The organism is Gracilibacillus sp. D59 (genome assembly GCF_052246695.1).
Taxonomy (GTDB): domain Bacteria; phylum Bacillota; class Bacilli; order Bacillales; family Amphibacillaceae; genus Gracilibacillus.
On the sequence record NZ_JBQQCK010000012.1, the window covers coordinates 82,014 to 103,890 of the forward strand.

The window sequence follows — 21,877 nt, forward strand, 5'->3', positions numbered from 1 at the left end:
TATCTGTTTTTCCAATAAATACATATTTTTTCTGGATTATTTTGCTATTTATTATTTATAATTGTTTATTAGATGAATAGTTATGGAATGGTTCTAGGTTGTCATTGTTACGGAGGTGAAGAGATTGTCAGATTCAGATTTTTTAAGTAATGCTTTTTCTATCATTTCGAGTCGATCAGCCGAAGTGGACCAAAAGATAGAACGTTTAAAAGAAGCTAAACGTGACATTGAGGACGAACAAGATCAAGCCTTCATGGAGATCAAACAAATAAAAAAACCTTCGTTAGATCAATTATGGGAAGGCACAGAGGCAAATAAATTTGATGAATTTCGTGACGAAGCATACCAAGTGATGAAAAGAAAGATAAGTAATTATGATCACTACATTTCCAGGATGAATTGGGAAATAAGCCAACTCCAGCTTCAGCAAAATACGTTAGATGTTGCCAGTTCGATTGCTTACCAGGCCGATCGTCTTCTGGATCAGGGGGAAGAAGCATTAGAGGATTTCGGTAGAAAAGTAAATGAATTAAAAGGATGGTTGTTCTAATGAACATTAGGTTAGGTACTACTGTCAGTGGTGGAACGGAAATTAAGCTTCATTTCAATTCGGTCATGGGCCAACTCGAAAATGCTAGACAATCCTTATCACAATTAGAATTGCCGAAGCCAAAAGATACCTATTGTAAAAACGAACTGCAGTTCACCAAGGAATGGCTAGAACGGGAAAAAATGATTCATGAATTTTTATTGCAATATATAGAGACGGTGGAAAAAAATCTAGCAGATACAAGAGAAAATGTCAGAATGCTGAAAGAACAAGATGAAGCTATTGGTAGATAGAGAAACGGAAAGGGAGAAGAACCGATGAGCTCAACCCAAACCTTAGAAACGAAATCGTTAGTAGAAACCGTGGAAGCCCGTGCTAAGGAATATGAGACGTTACGTGAGCAATTGGAATCACTGCGAACTGCTTTTCAGCACATAGTTGATTTAGATGATTTTCGCGGGAAGAGTGCCAGTGCGATTAAAGCTTTTTATCGTGCCCAAATCGATGTAGTGGAAGCATGGATCAATTTTATTGATATGCAAATATCTTTTTTTAAAGGTATAGAAGGAATGGCAGAGGATTTCGAATTAGGTGGTAAAACGTTGGTAGATGTTCCTTTTTTGGAAAGAGAACTATCCAATAGTACTACGAAGGCCTTCAATCTTGTTGATGCCCAGCAATCTAATTTGCAATCGATTTTTTCTCGCGTAAATGACCTCGTTTCCTTAGAAGTATTTTCTAAAAGTGATTTTGAAGAACAGATGGAGGATGCAGAAAATAAACGGAGAAAAACAAAAAAGAACGTACAGGAGTTAGATCATCTCCTAGTAGAGCATTATAATCAATCTTCTTTCCATGAACAAGTCATTGTCGGCCTCATGCAAGAAATGCTTCATGCTTCATCACAAGGGGGAGAAGTATCGCCTGTTCATTTTAATGAAGTGATGTATCTGCAAAGTGAAATCCACCAAGCAAAGAAAGATGCAAAGCAACTGACGTCATCGTATCTTAATTATCAAAAGAAATTACAAGAAAACCGTGAGTTACTAGCGAAAGCAGAGGAAATGGAAAATCGCCCTTGGTACGAGAAAACATGGGATACAGTTTGTACGTTCACTGGCGAAGTAACCGGTTATTATGATGCCAAGCGTGCATCAACTGGAATTGATCCAGTAACAGGTGAAAAGTTAACAACTGCAGAACGGATTACAGCAGGATCATTGGCCGCAGCCGGATTCATTCCGATTGTTGGTTGGGCAGGAAGAGCATTGAAAGGTGGTAAAGCGATCTACACCGTGTCGAAAGGTGTAAAAACTACTGATCATGTGTTGGATGCCTATCAAAATACAAAAGCATTTGATATACTACAGAAGACAGAGTATGGTATTTATGGACTGGCATCTTATAATGGATTCAGCGAATACATAACCGGAAAAGACATGTTCGGTAATGAATTAAGTGAGGAAAAGCGCAACCAAAGTCTAACACAAGCACTGTTTATGTTTGGAGCCGGTGGAGCAGGTATAGCCGTTGATCGCATGCAGGCCAAGAACAGCCTTTCCACCATCTTTCCTAATCCAAAGCTACCCGCAACGATACCAAAGGCGCCAAAGCCATGGTCTGTAAATCATGCGATGAAATGGATGAAGGAGCAAGTACCAGAAGTTCGTGTCGTGCAGGATTCGATGGGTGGTACCCATATGATGTTTGCGAAGAAGAGTGGTAGGGGAGAGGGTGTAAAAGGATTAGCGAATGGTACTAAACGTACGGGTAATGTAAAGCATTTAGATGATATACCTAGAATAAAAGAAATTGAAGTTAATTTTAAAAGAAATAATAAACATGACTCCGAAGAGTTTGCAAGACAAATAAAAGACCAAGAAAAAGGTATGAATGAACTAACTATAGACGATTACCTCAAAAATAGAGAAAGGTATATAGCTGAAGGGCGAGCATTAGAGGGAAATGCTGCCCAACAAACAGCTCGAGAAGAAGCATTCTCTGATAAATTAATGGAACTAATGGCTGATGGCAAGTCATTTGATGAAGCAGAAAAAGAAGCGAAAGAATGGCTTAGTACCCAAGCAGCACTTCATAATCCCGATCAGATTGCAGGTGGAAATCCTGAAATTATTGGTGGAATGGGGAATAAAGGAATAAATTCTTCAATTGGTTCCCAATGGAAATATAGAATTGATGTTGTTGATGAACAAATAAGAGAAATGGCGAAAAATATGACGCAGGAACAGCTTAAAAATACCTATTTGAATGTAAAACTGACACACTAAGGAGGTTTTTAAATGGAGAGTTTATTAAATGATTTTAAATTATACAGCAAGGTTCCGAGCTATTTAATAGAAAAATATAAGAACATAATCCCAAAAGAAATAATTGATTTGTGGCAGAATTATGGATTTGGAACATTTATGCATGGATATTTTAAAAGTATTAACCCAGAAGAGTTTCAAGATATTTTACAAGAATGTAGTATAAGATACACGGATTCTGTAGTGTTATTTGCAACTGGGATGGGAGATTTAGTAATATGGGCTGATGGTTATGTAAGATTACTTAATTTTAGATACGGTGTACTAAAAACAGTTATGCCAAACTTTTTATATTTTTTCAAAAGCTTGGATTCAGAAAAGTTTCGAGATGAGTATTTACAGTGGCAACCTTTTCCTGAAGCAATTAATCAATATAACGAATTAGATTATGATGAATGCTTCGGTTACACACCTTTATTAGGTTTAGGTGGACCAGAAAAAGTTGAGAATCTAAAAAAAGTCAAACTGAAGGAACATATTCTTATTATTACTGAATTTATGGGACCAGTTCAGTAATATTTGAGAGTATGTTACAGAATTAACTATAAGCACTTGATTGCCTTACTAGGAATCAGGTGTTTTTGTTTTTTTAGAAATTTTAACTTGGACGACATTGAATAAAGCTTTAAAGAAATTCATAGCTCATGAAGGTAGTCCTATCAAGGCATTCTGCTTTAGTGCTGTGTTTGTGAAAATCAAAAAATAGGTAAGTTGACAGTTTGCATGGTAAGAGGACATTTGACAACAGGGCATTGGCAACATACAAATGAAATCGTACAAGCTCGAGAGGATACACTATGTATAAATGAAAAGGAATTCGCAAAAATAGGTGGCAAAAAAACTTTAAAACCTAATATTTAAAGTAAATTTCTTGAGTCTTTGATTTTTAAAAAACATTTTCTTTACTTTTAATACTTTATAAAAAACTTCTATTTGTTTATAAGACCATAAAGTGCTTCATTCATATAAGAAGACTTTTTAATTGCTTTTGAATTGTTTAATTTCCTTTTTTTATAATTGGAACTTCATAATGTACGATTATTAGCAAATGGAAGAGAGAAAAAGATTTGAATTAGAGGTGATTTTTTATAGAGAAAGAATTTGAAGATTATTTGTATGAACTACAAACAGACATGGTAGCTATATGTTTAGAGTATGTCGATAATAAAACAGATGAAATCTTTATTTATTGTTCATATGAACAATAAATGTATGTGTTTGATTTTTTCTATAGGATTGAAGGAAAGGTTGTCCATAAACATCAGTTTAACGAGGTTACAAAAGAATTGGAGCGAGTTTGCGATGTTTCCAGAGAGGTAGAAGGCAACACTAAGAATTGGTAATCAAAATTTAAAGCTGGTCCATAAAAAATGTGAAGAGTTTAATATAGAAATGCCTACAGAAATGAAATTATATTATAATGTGAAACAAAACTCTTTAAAACCTAAATATAAATAAGATCTAGTTTATTCAAATGATGATGAACTTATTGCCTGATGACATTTTCGACAACTGGTTTGAGGAAGTAAAAGAAAATAATTTATAAACAATACCTTGATTGGCTAAATGCCTTTCGAGGTTTTATTATGAATAATGACCGACACAGTATTATGACTAGTTATCCTACATTGGATTTGCGAATATATCAATTTAGCTATTGTCAAAACCGACAATTTAAACGGAATAAATATGATGCAGTATATTCCAAGATAAGGACCTATTACCTGATGATATTTAATCTATGGTTCGATAAAGTCAAGTAAGCCTATGAAGAACAATTAGACTAGCATAACTAAAACCATCCCAAAGCAAAGCCATTTCTTTGAAAAATATATGTATAATTCCCTCCAAATAGGAAAGGATGAAAAATAAAAATGGAAAAGTGAGGGAATGTTAGTGATTTGTCCGAATTGTCGCAGCAAGAATATCGGAGTTATAGGTCCAGAGCAATACTATTGCTGGGATTGCTTCATTGAATTATCTGTCCAAAATAACATGCTGCACTTGCATGAAGTTGAAATGGATGGATCGTTAAGCTCATTGGATGATTTATTTTCTGATGAGGAAAGACGAGTAGAAAGGTAATGAAGACTAATCAATCAAAAATTCGTATCGTTCTTCAACTGATTATTCTCTGCTTAGCAGTTCTTTTTCTCTATTTAATGTATATCCTGTTTCCTTTTTACAAGCATATGCTTATCATCATTTTACAAGTGTTGGCACCATTTTTAATTGCAGGATTAATCGCTTATCTATTACATCCAGTTGTCGAAAAAATTCATAGATTCCATATTCCAAGGCCAGTGGCTATTATTTTCATATATCTACTTTTTTTCGCAATCACTGGGTATGGTATTTATATATCCTTTCCGATGTGGATGGAGCAACTTCAGGAAATGCAGCAAAACATACCACAATATGTGGATGCATATCGTTCTTTTATCTATGACCTATATAACCAAACATCTTTCTTGCCAGAGGGGTTTCATGATAATTTAGATCAATTTTTTCAAAATATAGAAACAACACTTGGTGATCAAGTAACAAATCTGTTAAAGAATATCCCTATGTTGTTTGATATTTTTGTTATGATTGCGGTTATTCCGATATTAGCCTTTTACTTTCTGAAGGACTATCAGCAATTACAGAGAGGTATTCTAAAAATCATCCCGGTAAAATATCAGTCTTTTACGAAGAAACTGGGACGTGATATGGAGGAAAGCCTTGGTCAGTATATCCGAGGACAAATATTAGTGTGTTTCATTGTAGGTTTAGTGAGCTACTTTTTGTTAAGATGGATTGGAATGAATTATGCAGTTGTATTGGCAACCATTATCGGTTTCACCAACTTTATTCCTTATTTCGGACCGATCATTGGAGCGATTCCTGCGGTATTGATTGCTTTTACGATGTCAACGGAAATGGTGTTGTATGTCATTTTGGTTGTTTTAACGGTACAATTACTAGAAGGGAATTTACTTTCTCCTTTTATAGTAGGAAAAAGTATCCACATTCATCCTGTTTATTTGATTTTAACATTATTTATTGCAGCCAAGACTACTGGTATTGTGGGAATGTTATTGGCAGTACCTATTTTGGCAGTTGCCAGAGTTGCAGTACCATTGATTGTTAGACAGGTAAAAGCAATTGACAGATAGCCAAAAGTTATCTATAATATGCTAGCGAAGTTAAATAAAACAAATCGAAGAAAAACCTGAGTACTGGATTACCGTTTTATAGAGAGGAATTTCCATGGCTGAAAGAAATTCTAAATGCTCTGATTCAGGAAGCTAGTTTGAAGTGCAGCTAATTACTGCCGGTTCCATCTCCGTTACAGGTGTTAAGGTGACAGTCACTTAGGCTGTAATTAGGGTGGTACCGCGGATATAACTCTCGTCCCTGCTGAATCAAGCAGAGATGGGAGTTTTTTATTTTTTAAGCTAAAGAAGAAATTTACGTATTTGTCTAGCTCCGAGTGCCCAGAAACTAGGCGACTTCACGAATCGCCCTACGATAAGTCATCATCGGTTCGTAAACTCACCGTGATTCCTTTATCTCAGGTGATTCTCTCCAGTCGCTACGTTTCTATGCGGGCTCTCTACGCTTTTCTTAATAAATATAAATTCACGGAGGCGATTTATAATGAAGAACTTAACATCCGCTCAAGTGCGTCAAATGTTTTTGGACTTTTTTAAAGAAAAAGGTCACGGTGTCGAACCGAGTGCATCCTTAGTACCAAAAGATGATCCGACGTTGTTGTGGATCAACAGTGGTGTGGCAACATTAAAAAAATATTTTGATGGTCGAGTTGTACCAAAGAATCCCCGCATTGCCAATGCACAAAAATCAATTCGTACGAACGACATTACCAATGTAGGCTATACAGCAAGACACCATACTTTCTTTGAAATGTTAGGTAACTTCTCGATTGGTGACTATTTCAAGGAAGAAGCAATCGATTTTGCCTGGGAATTTTTAACCGGTGACAAATGGATTGGCTTTGATCCGGAGAAACTATCGGTTACCGTACACCCGGAAGATGAAGAAGCATATGTGCTATGGCGTGATAAAATCGGATTACCCGAAGAACGCATTATTCGACTAGAAGAAAACTTCTGGGATATCGGGGAAGGTCCTAGTGGGCCAAATACCGAAATTTTCTATGACCGTGGCGAAGCATATGGTAATGATCCAAATGATCCGGAACTGTATCCAGGCGGTGAAAATGAGCGTTATCTAGAGATCTGGAACTTAGTGTTCTCTCAATTCAATCATAATCCAGATGATACGTATACGCCATTACCGAAGAAAAACATTGATACTGGTATGGGACTCGAGCGTCTTGTCAGTGTGATCCAGGATACGAAAACCAATTTTGAAACAGACTTATTTTTACCTATTATCAAAGAAACAGAAAAATTGGCAAACACCAGCTATAATGCAAATGAAGAAACAGATGTGTCCTTCAAGGTGATTGCAGATCATATCCGTACAGTAACGTTTGCGGTAAGTGACGGTGCCTTACCATCGAATGAAGGCCGTGGATACGTGTTGCGCCGTCTTTTACGTCGAGCAGTTCGCTATGCCAAACAAATTGGAATTGAAAAACCGTTTATGTATCAACTTGTTCCGACAGTCGGTACGATCATGGAAGCTTTCTATCCAGAAGTGAAAGATAAGACAGACTTTATTCAAAATGTGATCAAAACCGAAGAAGAACGTTTCCATGAAACATTACAGGAAGGTCTGCAAATTTTAAACTCGATCATCGAACAAGAAAAAGAAAAAGGAAATAAAGTCTTCCCTGGTGAAGAAGTATTCCGTCTTTATGACACGTACGGATTTCCAAAAGAGTTAACAGAAGAGTATGTTGATGAAGCCGGATTTACGATTGATGAAGCAGGCTTTGAGAAAGAAATGACCAAGCAACGTGATAGAGCACGTAATGCCCGACAAAAAGTCGATTCAATGCAAATCCAGGATGGCGTATTAAACGAAATTAACATAGAAAGCTCTTTTGTTGGGTATGATTATTTACAGGCAGAAACAACTGTACTGGAAATGGTCGCTGATAAAGAGCGTGTAGAAGCTGTTACAGCCGGAAATGAAGCATACGTTATACTTGCTGAAACACCATTTTATGCAGAAAGCGGTGGACAAATAGCTGATAAAGGTACTATTTCTTTTGAAGGCGGTCATGCGGAAGTACAAGATGTTCAAAAAGCACCAAATGGACAAAATCTTCACCGTATTTTGATCCAAGAAGGTACGTTATCGAAAGGACAAGCCGTCCAAGCACAAGTAGACAAGACATCGCGTCAGTACATTATTAAAAACCATACGGCGACACACCTTCTACATCAAGCATTAAAGGATGTATTAGGTGAACACGTTAACCAGGCTGGTTCATTAGTCGCAAGTGAGCGTCTACGATTTGACTTCTCCCATTTTGGAGCAATAACGGAACAAGAAATCACAGAAATTGAACAACAAGTAAACGAAAAAATATGGGCTTCCATTCAGGTGAATATTAGTAATAAGGGAATCCAGGAAGCAAAAGAAATGGGAGCTATGGCCTTATTTGGTGAAAAATATGGAGACATCGTACGAGTGGTTGAAATCGGGGACTACAGTATTGAATTATGTGGTGGTTGCCATGTTCAAAACTCTGCTGAAATTGGGTTATTCAAGATAGTTTCCGAGTCAGGAATCGGGGCCGGAACACGAAGAATCGAAGCTGTAACAGCTAAAAGTGCTTATCAATTTGTGAATGGTAAACATCAATTATTACAAACTGCCGCTAATCAATTAAAAACAAAAGAAGATCAAGTACCTGAACGTTTAGAACATCTTTTTAAAGATATGAAAGAACAGCAGCGTCAAATTGATTCATTACGTGCTAAACTTTCCCAACTAGAGGCTTCTTCAATCTTGGATGATGTTCAAGAAGTAAACGGAGTAAAAGTCCTTGCAAAAAAAGTAGATGTCTCTGATATGAATCAATTACGTCAAATGGTAGACGAAATGAAACAAAAATTAGAATCAGGTATTATTTTGCTTGCTGCAGTCAATAATGACAAAGTACAGTTAGCATCAGGAGTTACCAAAGATTTAGTAACGAAGGGATACCATGCAGGTAATTTGATTAAAGAAACTGCCAAGATTTGTGGTGGAGGCGGCGGTGGCCGTCCAGATATGGCACAAGCTGGTGGAAAAGATGCAACTAAATTACCAGAAGCACTCGCCTTTGTAGAAAAATATGCGCAAGAGGTACAATAATTTTGGTAATTTTTATTAATAACAGTTATAATAGATAGATACAAATCGTTGTAATTTTATTTGGGGGTGCTTCCATGGATGGAATGGACAAGACAATGAAATTTGATTTTTCTGAAGAGCCCATTGAGCAAAATGTTGAAGAAGTGTTGTTGTTAGTGCATAATGCGCTCGAGGAAAAAGGATATCATCCGATCAATCAAATTGTTGGATACTTATTATCAGGTGACCCGGCTTATATTCCACGACATAAGGATGCACGAAATTTGATAAGGAGAATTGAGCGCGATGAAATAATTGAAGAATTAGTGAAGTATTACATCAGCGCCAATAATAAGAAATGACAAAAATATTAGGACTAGATGTAGGATCAAAAACGATCGGTGTTGCGATCAGTGATGCATTAGGCTGGACTGCACAAGGTTTAACGACCATCCATTGGCAGGAACCAGATTACGAATCGGTAAAAGATACGTTTAAACAATTGATCGATGAACATACTATAGAAAAAGTCGTCATTGGCTTACCTAAAAACATGAATGGCTCAATTGGCTTTAGAGGTGAAGCTTCACAAGATTTCGCCAAGTTTATAGAAGATACTTTCTCGAAAGAGGTTATCCTTTGGGATGAACGACTTACTACGATGGCTGCCGAGAAAGTTTTGTTAGAAGCGGATATGAGCCGTTCTAAGCGAAAGAAAGTGATCGACAAGATGGCAGCTGTCATGATATTGCAAGGTTATTTGGATAGCCAACCATGAAGGAGGATTACAAATGGCATTAGAAGAAAAAGAACGTATCATCATTCCTGATGAAAATGGAGAAGAACATTTATTTGAAGTTTTGTTTACGTTTGATGTTGATCAGACACAAGAATCATATGTAGCAGTAGTACCAGCGGAACAGAAAGAAGACGAAGAAGTAGAAGTGTTTGCATTCCGTTATGAAGAGAAAGAAAACGACGATGACCTCGCCCTATATCACATCGAGTCAGACGATGAGTGGGACATGGTTGAGGAAGTACTTAATACAGTAGCAGACAACGACTTGACAGAATAAAGACAAAAGCTGGCCAGGAACTCCTGGTCAGCTTTTTTGTATTAACAAATGGAATGTAGTTAAAGTAGTATCACCCATAGCGTATCTAACAATTTATTATCCAGAAATTTTAGTGATTTCTTTACACTGTTATTATCAATTGTTTCGCTTTTGCAAAATTTGTAGTATAATATACCGGGTGAAAGGGGGAGACCTAAATGAGTAAAGAAAAAGAAGAGAAAAACACAAAGTCAAAAAAGAAGAAACTTACATATAAAGAAATTTCTCAAGAACGGGCAAAAGAAGCCAGTCTTGCACGGAGAATTATCATCATTGTGCTGATAGTACTAACAGGGGTTATCATAATTGGTGGTTACACTGCCTATAATTATGTACAGAAAGGTGTATCTCCGGTTGATCCTAATAGTGAAGAAACGATCGATGTCACTATACCACTAGGATCATCAAGCTCTGATATTGCTAGTATACTGGAAGATAAGGGCATTATTTCAAATAGTTTAATATATCGTTTTTATGTTAAATTTAACAATGCTACTGATTTTCAAGCAGGGGAATACAGTTTATCGCCTTCGATGACTTTAGCAGAAATTACATCAGAATTGGAAACAGGTTCTATTCAAAAAGAAGCTCAATTACGTGTTACCGTACCTGAAGGAAGAAGTATTGAAGAAATTGCATCGATCTATGAAGAACATGCAGGTGTTGATAGTAAAGAATTTTTAGAAAAAATGAAAGATCAAGAATATATAAAGGAATTGATCGGACAATATCCAAATATTTTAACGGAAGATATTGTAGCAGAAGATATTATTTATCCATTGGAAGGGTATTTGTTTCCAGCGACATATGAGTTTGTTACGGATCAACCTACTATAGATAAAATTATCACAAAAATGTTAAATAAAACAAACAGTGTCATTCTTGCCTATTATGATCAGATAGAAGCATTAGAATTCTCTATTCATGAAGTGATTACGTTTGCTTCATTAGTAGAGGAAGAGGCGCCAACTGAAGAAGATAGAAGAAAAATTGCTCGCGTGTTTTATAATCGGATGGAAGAGGGTATGATGTTACAAACAGACCCTACTGTCATTTATGCGCATGGTGAACATATACCGAGATTAACATATGATCATTATGAGATAGAATCACCTTATAATACGTATCATGTTCAAGGATTACCAGTTGGGCCAATTGCTAATTTTGGTGAAAGTTCTTTAGCTGCGGTATTAAAACCGGATGATAACAACTATTTTTATTTCTTAGCGGATTCTGAAGGAAATGTTCATTATTCCAGAACACTTGAAGAACATCAAAAGCTGGAAGATCAATATATTCATAATCAAAAGTAAAAGCAGGGGGCAGATATCCCTGCTTTTGCCCTGTTTTAGAAGGGAATGACAAGCATGAACCAGACAGATATTATCAAATATCTGGATACGATCACGCCAATACAAGACGATTGGATTCAACAGTTAGAGGAAGAAGCAAATCAAAACCATGTTCCGATTATGGACAAACAAGGTATTGCCTTATTACAACAATTAATTCGTCTCCACCAGCCAGCCAAAATACTTGAAATTGGCACTGCAATTGGGTACTCTGCTTTAAGAATGTTAGAAGCAAAATCTGATGCAAAAGTAGTCTCGATCGAAAGAAATCAAGAAATGTATGATCGGGCGATGAAAAATATTCAAGAGCAAAACCAAGAAGAACATATTGATGTCATTTTTGGGGATGCTTTAGAGGTAGATGAAAAGGTTGCAGAAAAAGGACCATATCAAATGATATTTATCGATGCAGCAAAAGGACAGTATCGGCACTTTTTCGAAAAATACGGGCAAATGCTTACTGATAAAGGCGTGATGGTGACAGACAATGTCCTTTTCAGAGGCTTGGTGGTAAATCCGGAAGAAGCGCCGAAAAGGTTACAAAAGCTTGCGAATAAAATCGATCAGTATAATCAATGGTTATTGCAACATCCTTCTTATCATACCACTATTCTACCGGTTGGAGACGGTGTGGCAATCAGTGTAAAAAAGTAAAAGTAGGGGTGCACAACATGAGTAAGAAAAAACCAGTTATTATTGGAGTTGCAGGTGGATCTGGTTCAGGTAAAACATCTGTAACCAAAGCCATTCAAAATCGTTTTACAGATCAATCTGTCCTTGTTATTGAGCAAGATTATTATTATAAAGATCAAGCAGATATTCCTATGGAAGAAAGACTACAAACAAACTATGACCATCCATTAGCTTTTGATAATGATCTTCTAATTGAACATATTAAAGAATTATTAGAACATCAGCCGGTAGATAAACCAGTATATGATTATACGATGCATACTAGATCTGATGATGTTATTCCGATGGAGCCCAAAGATGTTATTATAATTGAAGGTATTTTAATTTTGGATGATGCAAGGCTGATGGAATTAATGGATATTAAAGTTTTTGTTGATACAGATGCGGATTTACGAATTATTCGTCGTCTGTTACGGGATATTAATGAACGAGGCCGTTCGATTGATTCTGTCATCAATCAATATATCCAAACAGTTCGTCCTGCTCATTTGCAATTTATTGAGCCCACCAAAAGATATGCAGATGTTATTATTCCTGAGGGTGGACAAAACGTTGTTGCCATTGATTTATTAGCTACAAAAATTGAAAAAATATTAGAACTAGAGTAACTTAGAATGCACGGAGTTATAATCTCTCCTTGCATTTGCAAAATAGTACAAATAAAACTATTGAAAAAATTGAAAAAATTTGAGATAGTAGTGGTTAGTAAATAAAGCATTTACATAAATGCTATGAAAAAGTGTTATTTTAAATGAGGCATCATACAATGTAAATAATATTTGCTTTACTGATTCATAGCAGTAGATTGAAGGAGTGTAGGATCATGCCAGAAGAAAAAGAGTTTTACATGACAGAAGATGGCTTAAAAAAATTAGAAGAAGAATTGGAATATTTAAAGACAGAACGAAGACAAGAGGTTGTTGAACGCATCAAGATTGCCAGAGATTTTGGTGATTTATCCGAAAACTCAGAGTATGATGCGGCTAAGGATGAACAAGCTTTTGTTGAATCTCGAATTGTACAAGTAGAGAATATGATTCGAAATGCTGTCATTATTAAAGACGAAGACGCAAACCCAGATGTTGTATCATTAGGTAGAACCATTACCTTCCAGGAATTACCTGATGGTGAAGAGGAAAGCTATACAATTGTTGGTAGTGCTGAAGCGGATCCTTTTGAAGGGAAAATTTCCAATGATTCTCCGATTGCAAAAAGCCTGTTAGGTCATTCAATAGGAGAAGAAGTGGTGGTACCAACTCCAGCTGGTGATATGAACGTAAAAATAATTAGTGTTCAGTAAGGATAGAAAAAATGGATGTCTTATTTTAGAGACATCCATTTTTATTCATTATATTGGGTAATAGCTTCTCATGCAGATCACAAGTTTTAAGGCACTTTTCATATTACGAAGATATTAAAAATGGTTTAAGTTTCTGTTCAATGAAATATTCTTTGTTCTTTTCGAGTATAAATTGAAAGACAAGCTCTTCCGAAACAGAACTAAATTGCAGCGTAGTGTCATCGAGAAAATGAATAAATAAGACCTGGTTTTCTTTATCATAGCTAATCGATTCAAAGGTAGTTAGTTGCCATAATTTGCGATCAAACGTAGTCGTTCTCAACATAGCACACGCTCCTTACATTTTCTTTCAATTTATTATATTCCATATATATGGACAAACTCCTGCAAGAATGACAAAAAAAGAAAAAAATCGATCGATTTTCCTAAAAATAGGGCTTGTCATGGTGAAAGATATTATTTTTTAGTATAATTACGATTGGGAGGGTGGAATAATGGCGGATGAATTTGGAAGAATTACAAGAAAAGACAGGTTTGAGAAAAAAAGAACGAGCACGAAGGCTATTACATGGTTAAGCGTTATCGGTGGAGTTTTAGCCGTTCTCATCATTGCAATTGTTGTTTTTGGTGGAGATGATCAAGGTGAACCGGTAGCGACTGGCTCAGAAGATAATAATAATACAGAAGAGATTCAAGAAGATAATACAGATGAAGATGGATTAAATAAAGAGCCTGAGAAACAGTCCGAAGAATCTAGCGGAACGACATCGGAAGAAGAGTCCGATCAGGAAGAACCGCAAGTGGGAGAAGAAACTAAGGAAGATGAGAACGAGCAAAACAATGAAGATGTGCAGCTAAAAGAAGTAGAATCCGAGGATGAGAATGTTCGCGCTGCTTATAAAGGAAACTGGGAACCGATTGGTACAGAGCAAGAAGAGCCTCATACTACAACATTTGAAAAAGAAACTGTTGACTGGCAAGAAATGATGCAAGCAGTGGAAGTTGCAACAGGTATACCTGTAGATCAACAAATTACTTGGTGGTTTGGAAGAGCTGGAGAGCAGAGTGTAGAAGCGACTGTTTCACCGAAATCTAACCAGGATGAAACTTATCGAGTGACGATGGTCTGGGTGAAAGAACAAGGTTGGCAGCCAGTACTAGTAGAAGAATTGATTGAAAACGATAAAAAAACAAGTTCATCAAGTGATAGTCAAGAAGAAGATGCAGCAAGTTCAGAACAGGAGGAATAAACCATGATCGGTATAATCGGTGCAATGGACGAAGAAGTAGAGCTACTTAAAGAGAAAATGGATATAACAGAAACGGAAAGAATCGCTAATGGTGATTTCTTTGTTGGTACAATAGAAGGTAAAGACGTAGTGTTATTGAAATCCGGTATTGGAAAAGTGAATGCTGCTATTGCAACAACAATATTATTTGAAAGATACCAACCGGGCTTTGTGATTAACACCGGTTCAGCAGGTGGTTTTCATAACGATTTAGAAGTTGGGGATATTGTCATATCTTCAGAAGTAGTACACAACGATGTTGATGTAACAGCATTTGACTATGATTATGGTCAAGTACCGGGGTTACCTCCAACGTTTCAGGCAGATCCGATTTTAATCGAAAAAGCCATGCTTGCTGCCAAACAATTAGATGGTATTGAAGCAATGAAAGGTCTGATTTGTACTGGAGATTCGTTTATGCAAGATGAAGGAAAAGTTCAATTTGTTCGGGAAAAATTCCCAGAGATGATAGCTGCCGAAATGGAAGCTGCAGCTATTGCACAAGTGTGTTACCAGTACTCCAGACCATTTGTCATAATCCGTGCACTTTCAGATATTGCGGGAAAAGATTCTTCCGTATCATTTGACGCATTCCTTGAAAAAGCAGCGGCAAATGCAGCAAACTTAATAATGGATGTTGTAAGAAATACGAATAAATGAGAAATAGCTGTCGAGACCTCGACAGCTATTTTAATTCATTACGGTAATACTCATGAAAGACTTTCATTAAAGCTCTTTTTTCAATGCGTGAAACATAACTGCGCGAGATGTTTAGCTTTTTTGCAATTTCTCGTTGGGTTAATTCGTCGGTTTTTCCTAAACCAAAACGATCGATAATCACTTCTTTTTCTCGTTTATCTAACACACGTAAGTATTTTTGAATCTTTTTTAATTCCATATGCAATTGAATAGCTTCTGTAATATCTTCGTTCTCTGCTTCTAAAATATCGATCAGGCTTATCTCATTTCCTTCTTTGTCCTGACCAATCGGATCTTGTAATGATACATCTTTTTTCGTCTTCTTCATCGCTCGTAGATGCATTAAAATTTCGTTTTCTATACATCTTGCGGCATATGTGGCTAATTTAGTCCCTTTACCACTTGAATAGCTCTCTATGCCTTTAATAAGGCCGATGGTGCCAATCGAAATTAAGTCTTCAGCATCTTCGCCGGTATTTTCGAATTTCTTCACAATATGCGCTACTAATCTTAAATTGTGTTCAATTAGCTTATTGCGTGCATGTTCATCACCCTCTTGCATTTTCTTGATCATTTCAGCTTCTTCATTGGCAGGTAGAGGCTGTGGAAAGGTGTTATTTTTTACATAGGCAACGAAAAATAACGCTTCTTTAATAATCGCTAAAATCCCGAACAATATTGACAATATGACACCTCCTAGACAGTAGGTATTCGCCCATATTTCATCTTATGCCAGACGTTCGTCCATTGTGTCATATGGCCAAGTTATAATTTTTTGAATTCGGTGCGCTTTTTTTATTGCGAAAATGTTCTAATAACCATTTCAAAGTTATAAAAACGCAAAAAATAAAAAGCCATGTGATCTACGAAAGATCTCATGGCATACCTTAAACTATTCATCTTTTAAAGAATCAGCATATTCGTCTTTTGTGTTGCCATCGTGTGACCATGGCTTTACACCAGTTGTGTGCGCTGCACGTCCGATCATATGTGCAGAAACGGGAGCTGTAAGAAGAATGAAAATAATCCCTAATATTAACTTCCCACTGACAATCCCGTGTTCGGCATATAAAAAGATAAACGAACCGATCATAATACCGGCAATCCCTAATGTTGCTGCTTTTGTAGAAGCGTGTAAACGAGTGTAGACATCTGGAAAGCGAATGACACCAATTGTGGCCGATATTACGAAAAAAGTTCCAATCACAAGAAACAAGATTACAACAATGTCCATGATGAATTCAGTCGTCGTCCCTGTCAATGATAACACCCTTTTCTAAATATTTTGCTAACGCAATTGTGCCAATGAATAATAAGATCCCAATTAATAAAATTACATCATTTAAACGAGTAGTGACAATTATAATCGCAAACAGACCAGCCATACCCATCAAGTTAATTCCTATGGCATCCAATGCTACAGCTCTATCAGGGTTAGTAGGTCCTTTGACAACTCGATATAAAAGTAAGGTTATCGATATAGTGATGACAATTATACAAACGATTGTAACCAGTTTGATTATATCATTCATCTTGTCACCTCCATTATCGCCTTTTCGAACGTTGTTTTAATTGCTTCTATCGCTATTTCATTATTATCAATATCCATCGCATGAATATAGATTATATTATTATGTTCTGAAACAGCCACCGATAGTGTCCCGGGAGTCAATGAGATCAAAGAGGTTAACATCGTAATTTCCCAATTGCTTTTTAATTCTGTTGGTAAAGCGAAAATTCCGGGCTTATAGTCTTGTTTTGGTTTATACACCCATTTTAAAATATCGATATTTGAAATGATCAACTCTTTCAGAAATAGAAGCACTAGTTTGATCATTTTCCAGACACGATCCAGGTAAAACGCATCTGGAATAAATCTTCTTAGCATAAATAATAACAATGCCCCAACAATATACCCGGCTAGGAATGATGAAAATACATATGACTCACCCAGAAACATCCACATGATCGCTATAACTAAATTTAAGATAATTTGTAGAGACATAAGATTTACTCCTTTAAAATGGATTCAATATAGTTTTCTGGATTCATCAAGTAGTCACCAATTGCTTCTATACTTGGATAGAACCATTCCGCACCAACTCCAAGTAATACTGAGAAAAAGAGCAGAAAGACAATTGGAACAATAAATCCTCTCGCTGCTTTTCTATCAGGGGTAATGGATGCATCTTTTTCTCCCCAAAAGCAACGAACGAATATTCTCATTACAGAGAGTAAGATCAACAGACTTGATCCAAGACCAATGATCACAATGACAATTCTGTCAGCTTCGACTGCACTTTGTAATAAAACTAGCTTGCCCACAAATCCACTAAAGGGTGGGATACCTGCTAATACGAAAGCGGAAATAAAGAATACCCAGCCTAGCAATGGATAATGATGGATTAAACCACGTATTTTTCTAATATCACTTGTGCCAACAAGGTATGCAACGGCACCAACTAATAAAAATAACGCTGCTTTGATGATCATATCGTGTACTAAATAATAGACGGTCCCACTAAAACCAGTACTGTTATATACGCCGATACCAATCAGCATAAACCCGACAGCAGGGATGATATTATAGGCGACAACAAGTTTCATATTATTCGTAGATAATGCCCCGATTGAACCGAAAATTAAGGTGAGGGCGGCAATCCAGATAAAGATTTCGTGTGTTACATCGCGCTCATGTACAAATATTAATGAGAACACACGTAAGAGGGAATATATCCCGACTTTTGTTAAAAGGGCACCGAACAGGGCAGAGATGACCGGATTAGGTGCAATATATGGTCTTGGTAACCAATAATATAGTGGGAAGAGAGCGGCTTTTGTACCGAATACAAAGAATAATAATATTCCAATCGTAGTCAGAATGCCAGTTTGATCTACCTCACCAACACGCTCTGCAATTTGGGCCATATTAACTGTTCCGACAACGGAATATAAGAAAGCAATCGTTGTTACAAAGAGCATCGAAGAAAATAAATTGATCAACACGTATTTCATCGATTCCCGTAATTGTACTTTTTCCCCACCAAGCACAATTAAACCGTAAGACGCCATTAATAACACTTCAAAGAAAACGAATAAGTTGAATAAATCACCTGTAATAAATGCACCAGAAACACCTGTAATCAGCAAAAAGTAGAACGTATAAAAATAAAATTCCTCCTGCTGTTTACTAAGTGATTTAGGGGCATAGAAGATACAGGCAAGTGCAACAATATTAGTGGTTAATACAAGGGTAATAGATAACATATCTGCAACCAAAACAATCCCGAATGGTGCGATCCAATCCCCTGTTTCTAGTACAACCGATCCATTTTGATGTACATAAAATAAAATATATGTGACTACCCCTGTATTGATTAATGTAAGTACTTGCGAGTATACACGTACTATTTTCAATTTTTTATGAAAAAGTGCGGCAAGTACACCAGCAATCAACGGTATGATAATTGGTAATACTGCTAAGTTACTAATCATTTTCGTTACCCCTTAATTTCTCCATATTGTCTGTTCCATTCTCTTTAGATGCTCTGTAAGCAAGAACTAATAGAAGACTAGTTACACCAAAACTGATAACGATAGAAGTCAGAATCAGCGCCTGTGGTAATGGATCTGTATAATTTTCGATATCGTGATGGAGGATAGGGGGCTTGCCAGTTTTTAATTCCCCCATGGTTAATATAAATAAGTGTGCACCATGTGAAATCAGTGCGGTTCCAATAATTATTCGAAGCATTTGTTTCTGTAACAAGTTATAAATCCCTGTTGTAAACAATACGCCCGCAAGAATCGACATAACTATTTCCATCTATTCTGCCTCCTTCTTGTTGCGTAATTTAATCAATCCATAAATAGCAAAGGCAGCTATAGCTAATACGACGATTTCAAATAAGGTATCAATACCACGCATATCAACTAGGATAACGTTGACGATGTTATGCCCGCCACCAAGTTTATAAGATGTTTCCACGAAATAATCTGAAATTTTATCAAATAGTTTTGTACTATGAGCAGAAATCGCTACTATTGTCATTAATGTACCAAAAGCAACAGAGATAATTATATTGATGAGCTTTTGTGATACATCTTCTGTACGTTCACGTAAATTTGGTAAGTGATAGAAACATAACAGAAACAACGCAACGGTAATGGTTTCTACTACTAATTGTGTTAAAGCAAGGTCTGGAGCACGGTATACGACGAATAATAAGGCTAAGCCATATCCGACGACTCCTAGAATAAGAATTGCAGCAATTTTATTTCTGGTAAAGATCGTACAAATAGCCGCAATTGCCATTGTTAATGCGATTAAAACTTCCTGTATCGTAATGTCGTTTATCTCAGGTTTATCGAAAGCAAACCCATCAGTAATCCATAATACACTGTAACTACAAACTAATATAGCTAGTAGAATCAATACCATATACAAGCGTAGTGAGCCAGTCATATACATATTGGTAATTTTCGCAGATGCTTTTTCAGACTGATCTACTAAAAAATCATATACTTTATTGAAGCTTAATTTTCCTGGGAAAATGCTATAAATGCTATTCCATGATTTTCTCGTGTAAGCAAGTATTGCTCCAATACCGACCACAATTAATGACATGTAAAGTGGGGTATACCACCCATGCCAGAACTTTATATGTTTTTCTTCCATTGGCTGACCATAAATTGCTTCTGTGGTATGGGCTAGAAAAGAGTTATTGACCAGATTAGGGAAAAGACCAATAAGCACAACCCCTAATATTAAAATTATTGGTGAAAGAAGCATACCAATCGGTGCTTCATGTGGTTTAATCTTAAGCTGATCCAATTTCTGCTCACCCATAAATGTACCGAATACCAGATACATCGAGTAGACGAATGTAAAGATACTGCCAAACACAGCTAAATACGGAATCGCTTGAGCTAACACATTGGCAAAAGCAATGGAAGATTCATGTAACTCTAAAGTAGCCTCAAAAAACATTTCTTTACTGTAAAAACCATTTAAGAATGGTAACGGTAAACCTGCCATTGAAAATGTTCCGAAAAATGCTAAGGTTGCCGAAATAGGCATGAATGTAACTAAACCACCTAAACGACGAATATCACGAGTACCTGTTTCATGATCAACAATTCCGGCAATCATAAACAAACTACCTTTAAATGTAGCATGGTTTAAAATATGGAATACAGCAGCATAAATCGCTGCACTTGTTCCAAAACCAAGCATTGACATAATCATCCCTAATTGGCTGATCGTTGAAAATGCCAATATTCCTTTTAAATCCGTCTGACGAACGGCCATGTAGGAGCCCCACACAAGTGTCAGGATTCCGATACCACTGACAAATACGAAAAACCAGTCACTTTCTGAAAAGATGGGCGTAAATCTGGCAACAAGGAAAATCCCCGCCTTAACCATTGTGGCAGAGTGCAAATACGCACTGACAGGTGTTGGTGCTTCCATCGCATCAGGTAACCAGATGTGAAACGGAAATTGGGCTGATTTCGTAAAAGCACCTAATAAAATAAGAGCCAAAATTAATCCAAAGTATTCACTGGAAAGAATCACATCTGTCTTGTTAATCATTGCTTGAATACTAGTCGTTTCGGTTATAATGGATAACAGAATAAATCCACCAAGCATACTGAGACCACCAAAAACGGTAATAAGCATTGATTTCAAGGCACCATATCGAGATCGTTCTTTATAATTCCAATAACCAATTAACAGGAATGATGAAATCGAGGTGAGTTCCCAGAATGAATAGAGAACAAATACGTTATCAGACAGGACAACCCCAAACATGGCTGTCATAAAAAGTAGGAGATAAACGTAAAATTGATCCAATCTTTCTGAAGTGTGTAAATAAAAGATGGAATAAAGTGTTACTAATGTTCCAATGCCACTAATCAATAATACGAACAGTAAACTAAGCCCATCTAAATAAAAATCTAAACCGATGTTTAGAGATGGAATCCAGTTGTAAGATTGACTAACGGGTGAAAAATCATTCCCAACATGCGGAATGAAATAAATAAATACAGCTAATGGTGCTAACAGGACAAAATAGCCAGTATGTATATTTTCCTTCCATTTGCTAAAGAATGGGATAAAAATCGCCAGCAAGACTGGCAAAAAAACAGCAAATAACATCTAATGATGATCCCCCTTATGTTAATATCACGGTGTTATTCATCAGTAAAACCCCATATCAAAGTTCAAGTGAATCAAAGAAACTAAGAAGGGGGATAATGACGCTAACACCTTGATAAGTTTCGCAAACC

The 21,877-nt window shown here is 36.5% G+C and carries 24 protein-coding genes, 1 pseudogene and 1 other annotated feature; of the genes and pseudogenes, 17 read left to right on the forward strand and 8 right to left on the reverse strand.

Features of this window, described 5'->3' with window-relative positions:
• The first annotated feature begins 115 nt into the window (after positions 1-115).
• The 15 genes and pseudogenes from ACTWP4_RS17915 (at position 116) to greA (ending at position 13,595) form a co-directional block, all read left to right on the forward strand.
• On the forward strand, positions 116-550 hold the full coding sequence (locus tag ACTWP4_RS17915; protein WP_443130154.1) for a YwqH-like family protein: 435 nt from the start codon (positions 116-118) through the stop codon (positions 548-550).
• Positions 550-843, forward strand: coding sequence for a YwqI/YxiC family protein (locus tag ACTWP4_RS17920; protein WP_443130155.1), 294 nt, complete (start codon positions 550-552; stop codon positions 841-843). The genes ACTWP4_RS17915 and ACTWP4_RS17920 overlap by 1 nt, the downstream gene beginning before the upstream one ends.
• A gap of 24 nt (positions 844-867) precedes the next feature.
• Positions 868-2,838 (forward strand): polymorphic toxin type 15 domain-containing protein, encoded by a 1,971-nt coding sequence (locus tag ACTWP4_RS17925; RefSeq protein WP_443130156.1) that lies wholly within the window; start codon positions 868-870, stop codon positions 2,836-2,838.
• A 12-nt stretch (positions 2,839-2,850) separates the two neighbouring features.
• Positions 2,851-3,393: a T6SS immunity protein Tdi1 domain-containing protein gene (locus ACTWP4_RS17930; protein WP_443130157.1), complete on the forward strand. Its 543-nt coding sequence runs from the start codon at positions 2,851-2,853 to the stop codon at positions 3,391-3,393.
• Between the two features lie 617 nt (positions 3,394-4,010).
• A pseudogene (locus ACTWP4_RS17935) lies at positions 4,011-4,423 on the forward strand (DUF600 domain-containing protein).
• A gap of 344 nt (positions 4,424-4,767) precedes the next feature.
• On the forward strand, positions 4,768-4,962 hold the full coding sequence (locus tag ACTWP4_RS17940; RefSeq protein WP_443130158.1) for a hypothetical protein: 195 nt from the start codon (positions 4,768-4,770) through the stop codon (positions 4,960-4,962).
• A complete protein-coding gene (locus tag ACTWP4_RS17945; protein ID WP_443130159.1) occupies positions 4,962-6,035 on the forward strand; it encodes an AI-2E family transporter in 1,074 nt (357 codons plus the stop codon). The genes ACTWP4_RS17940 and ACTWP4_RS17945 overlap by 1 nt, the downstream gene beginning before the upstream one ends.
• Positions 6,036-6,073: 38 nt before the next feature.
• Positions 6,074-6,281, forward strand: a binding site (T-box leader).
• Between the two features lie 238 nt (positions 6,282-6,519).
• Entirely contained in the window at positions 6,520-9,156 is a 2,637-nt protein-coding gene (alaS, locus tag ACTWP4_RS17950) for an alanine--tRNA ligase (RefSeq protein ID WP_443130160.1), read from the forward strand.
• A gap of 74 nt (positions 9,157-9,230) precedes the next feature.
• Positions 9,231-9,497, forward strand: coding sequence for an IreB family regulatory phosphoprotein (locus ACTWP4_RS17955; RefSeq protein ID WP_018931502.1), 267 nt, complete (start codon positions 9,231-9,233; stop codon positions 9,495-9,497).
• Positions 9,494-9,913 (forward strand): Holliday junction resolvase RuvX, encoded by a 420-nt coding sequence (gene ruvX, locus ACTWP4_RS17960; protein WP_443130161.1) that lies wholly within the window; start codon positions 9,494-9,496, stop codon positions 9,911-9,913. Before ACTWP4_RS17955 ends, ruvX begins: the two co-directional genes overlap by 4 nt.
• Positions 9,914-9,926: 13 nt before the next feature.
• Positions 9,927-10,211, forward strand: a complete 285-nt coding sequence (locus tag ACTWP4_RS17965) for a DUF1292 domain-containing protein (protein ID WP_091483199.1) — start codon at positions 9,927-9,929, stop codon at positions 10,209-10,211.
• A gap of 197 nt (positions 10,212-10,408) precedes the next feature.
• Complete coding sequence (gene mltG, locus ACTWP4_RS17970; RefSeq protein ID WP_443130162.1) at positions 10,409-11,563, forward strand: endolytic transglycosylase MltG; 1,155 nt, start codon at positions 10,409-10,411, stop codon at positions 11,561-11,563.
• 54 nt (positions 11,564-11,617) lie between these two features.
• The gene (locus ACTWP4_RS17975; RefSeq protein WP_443130163.1) at positions 11,618-12,256 is read left to right on the forward strand and encodes an O-methyltransferase; all 639 of its coding nucleotides are present in this window, start codon (positions 11,618-11,620) and stop codon (positions 12,254-12,256) included.
• Between the two features lie 17 nt (positions 12,257-12,273).
• Positions 12,274-12,903, forward strand: coding sequence for a uridine kinase (udk, locus tag ACTWP4_RS17980; RefSeq protein WP_443130164.1), 630 nt, complete (start codon positions 12,274-12,276; stop codon positions 12,901-12,903).
• 215 nt (positions 12,904-13,118) lie between these two features.
• Positions 13,119-13,595 carry a transcription elongation factor GreA gene (gene greA / locus ACTWP4_RS17985; RefSeq protein ID WP_018931508.1) on the forward strand — a complete coding sequence of 159 codons (477 nt, stop codon included), beginning with the start codon at positions 13,119-13,121 and terminating at the stop codon, positions 13,593-13,595.
• 103 nt (positions 13,596-13,698) lie between these two features.
• On the opposite strand, the gene ACTWP4_RS17990 is transcribed toward greA, so the two are convergent.
• Positions 13,699-13,920, reverse strand: coding sequence for a KTSC domain-containing protein (locus ACTWP4_RS17990; RefSeq protein WP_443130165.1), 222 nt, complete (start codon positions 13,918-13,920; stop codon positions 13,699-13,701).
• A 169-nt stretch (positions 13,921-14,089) separates the two neighbouring features.
• On the opposite strand from ACTWP4_RS17990, the gene ACTWP4_RS17995 reads away from it, so the two are divergent.
• Both ACTWP4_RS17995 and mtnN read left to right on the forward strand, forming a co-directional pair.
• Positions 14,090-14,845 (forward strand): DUF1510 family protein, encoded by a 756-nt coding sequence (locus tag ACTWP4_RS17995; RefSeq protein WP_443130166.1) that lies wholly within the window; start codon positions 14,090-14,092, stop codon positions 14,843-14,845.
• A gap of 3 nt (positions 14,846-14,848) precedes the next feature.
• Positions 14,849-15,544, forward strand: coding sequence for a 5'-methylthioadenosine/S-adenosylhomocysteine nucleosidase (gene mtnN / locus ACTWP4_RS18000; RefSeq protein ID WP_443130167.1), 696 nt, complete (start codon positions 14,849-14,851; stop codon positions 15,542-15,544).
• Between the two features lie 25 nt (positions 15,545-15,569).
• Here mtnN and sigK read toward each other — a convergent pair whose 3' ends face one another.
• The 7 genes from sigK to ACTWP4_RS18035 all read right to left on the reverse strand — a co-directional run bounded on the left by sigK (position 15,570) and on the right by ACTWP4_RS18035 (position 21,746).
• Positions 15,570-16,268 (reverse strand): RNA polymerase sporulation sigma factor SigK, encoded by a 699-nt coding sequence (sigK, locus tag ACTWP4_RS18005; RefSeq protein WP_443130168.1) that lies wholly within the window; start codon positions 16,266-16,268, stop codon positions 15,570-15,572.
• Between the two features lie 207 nt (positions 16,269-16,475).
• On the reverse strand, positions 16,476-16,844 hold the full coding sequence (gene mnhG / locus ACTWP4_RS18010; RefSeq protein WP_443130169.1) for a monovalent cation/H(+) antiporter subunit G: 369 nt from the start codon (positions 16,842-16,844) through the stop codon (positions 16,476-16,478).
• Positions 16,825-17,115 (reverse strand): Na(+)/H(+) antiporter subunit F1, encoded by a 291-nt coding sequence (locus tag ACTWP4_RS18015; protein WP_443130170.1) that lies wholly within the window; start codon positions 17,113-17,115, stop codon positions 16,825-16,827. The genes mnhG and ACTWP4_RS18015 overlap by 20 nt, the downstream gene beginning before the upstream one ends.
• The gene (locus ACTWP4_RS18020) at positions 17,112-17,588 is read right to left on the reverse strand and encodes a Na+/H+ antiporter subunit E (protein WP_443130171.1); all 477 of its coding nucleotides are present in this window, start codon (positions 17,586-17,588) and stop codon (positions 17,112-17,114) included. Before ACTWP4_RS18020 ends, ACTWP4_RS18015 begins: the two co-directional genes overlap by 4 nt.
• 5 nt (positions 17,589-17,593) lie before the next feature.
• Entirely contained in the window at positions 17,594-19,078 is a 1,485-nt protein-coding gene (locus ACTWP4_RS18025) for a Na+/H+ antiporter subunit D (protein WP_443130172.1), read from the reverse strand.
• Positions 19,071-19,409 (reverse strand): Na(+)/H(+) antiporter subunit C, encoded by a 339-nt coding sequence (locus ACTWP4_RS18030; RefSeq protein ID WP_443130173.1) that lies wholly within the window; start codon positions 19,407-19,409, stop codon positions 19,071-19,073. The genes ACTWP4_RS18025 and ACTWP4_RS18030 overlap by 8 nt, the downstream gene beginning before the upstream one ends.
• Positions 19,410-21,746: a Na+/H+ antiporter subunit A gene (locus ACTWP4_RS18035; protein ID WP_443130174.1), complete on the reverse strand. Its 2,337-nt coding sequence runs from the start codon at positions 21,744-21,746 to the stop codon at positions 19,410-19,412.
• Between the last annotated feature and the right edge of the window lie 131 nt (positions 21,747-21,877).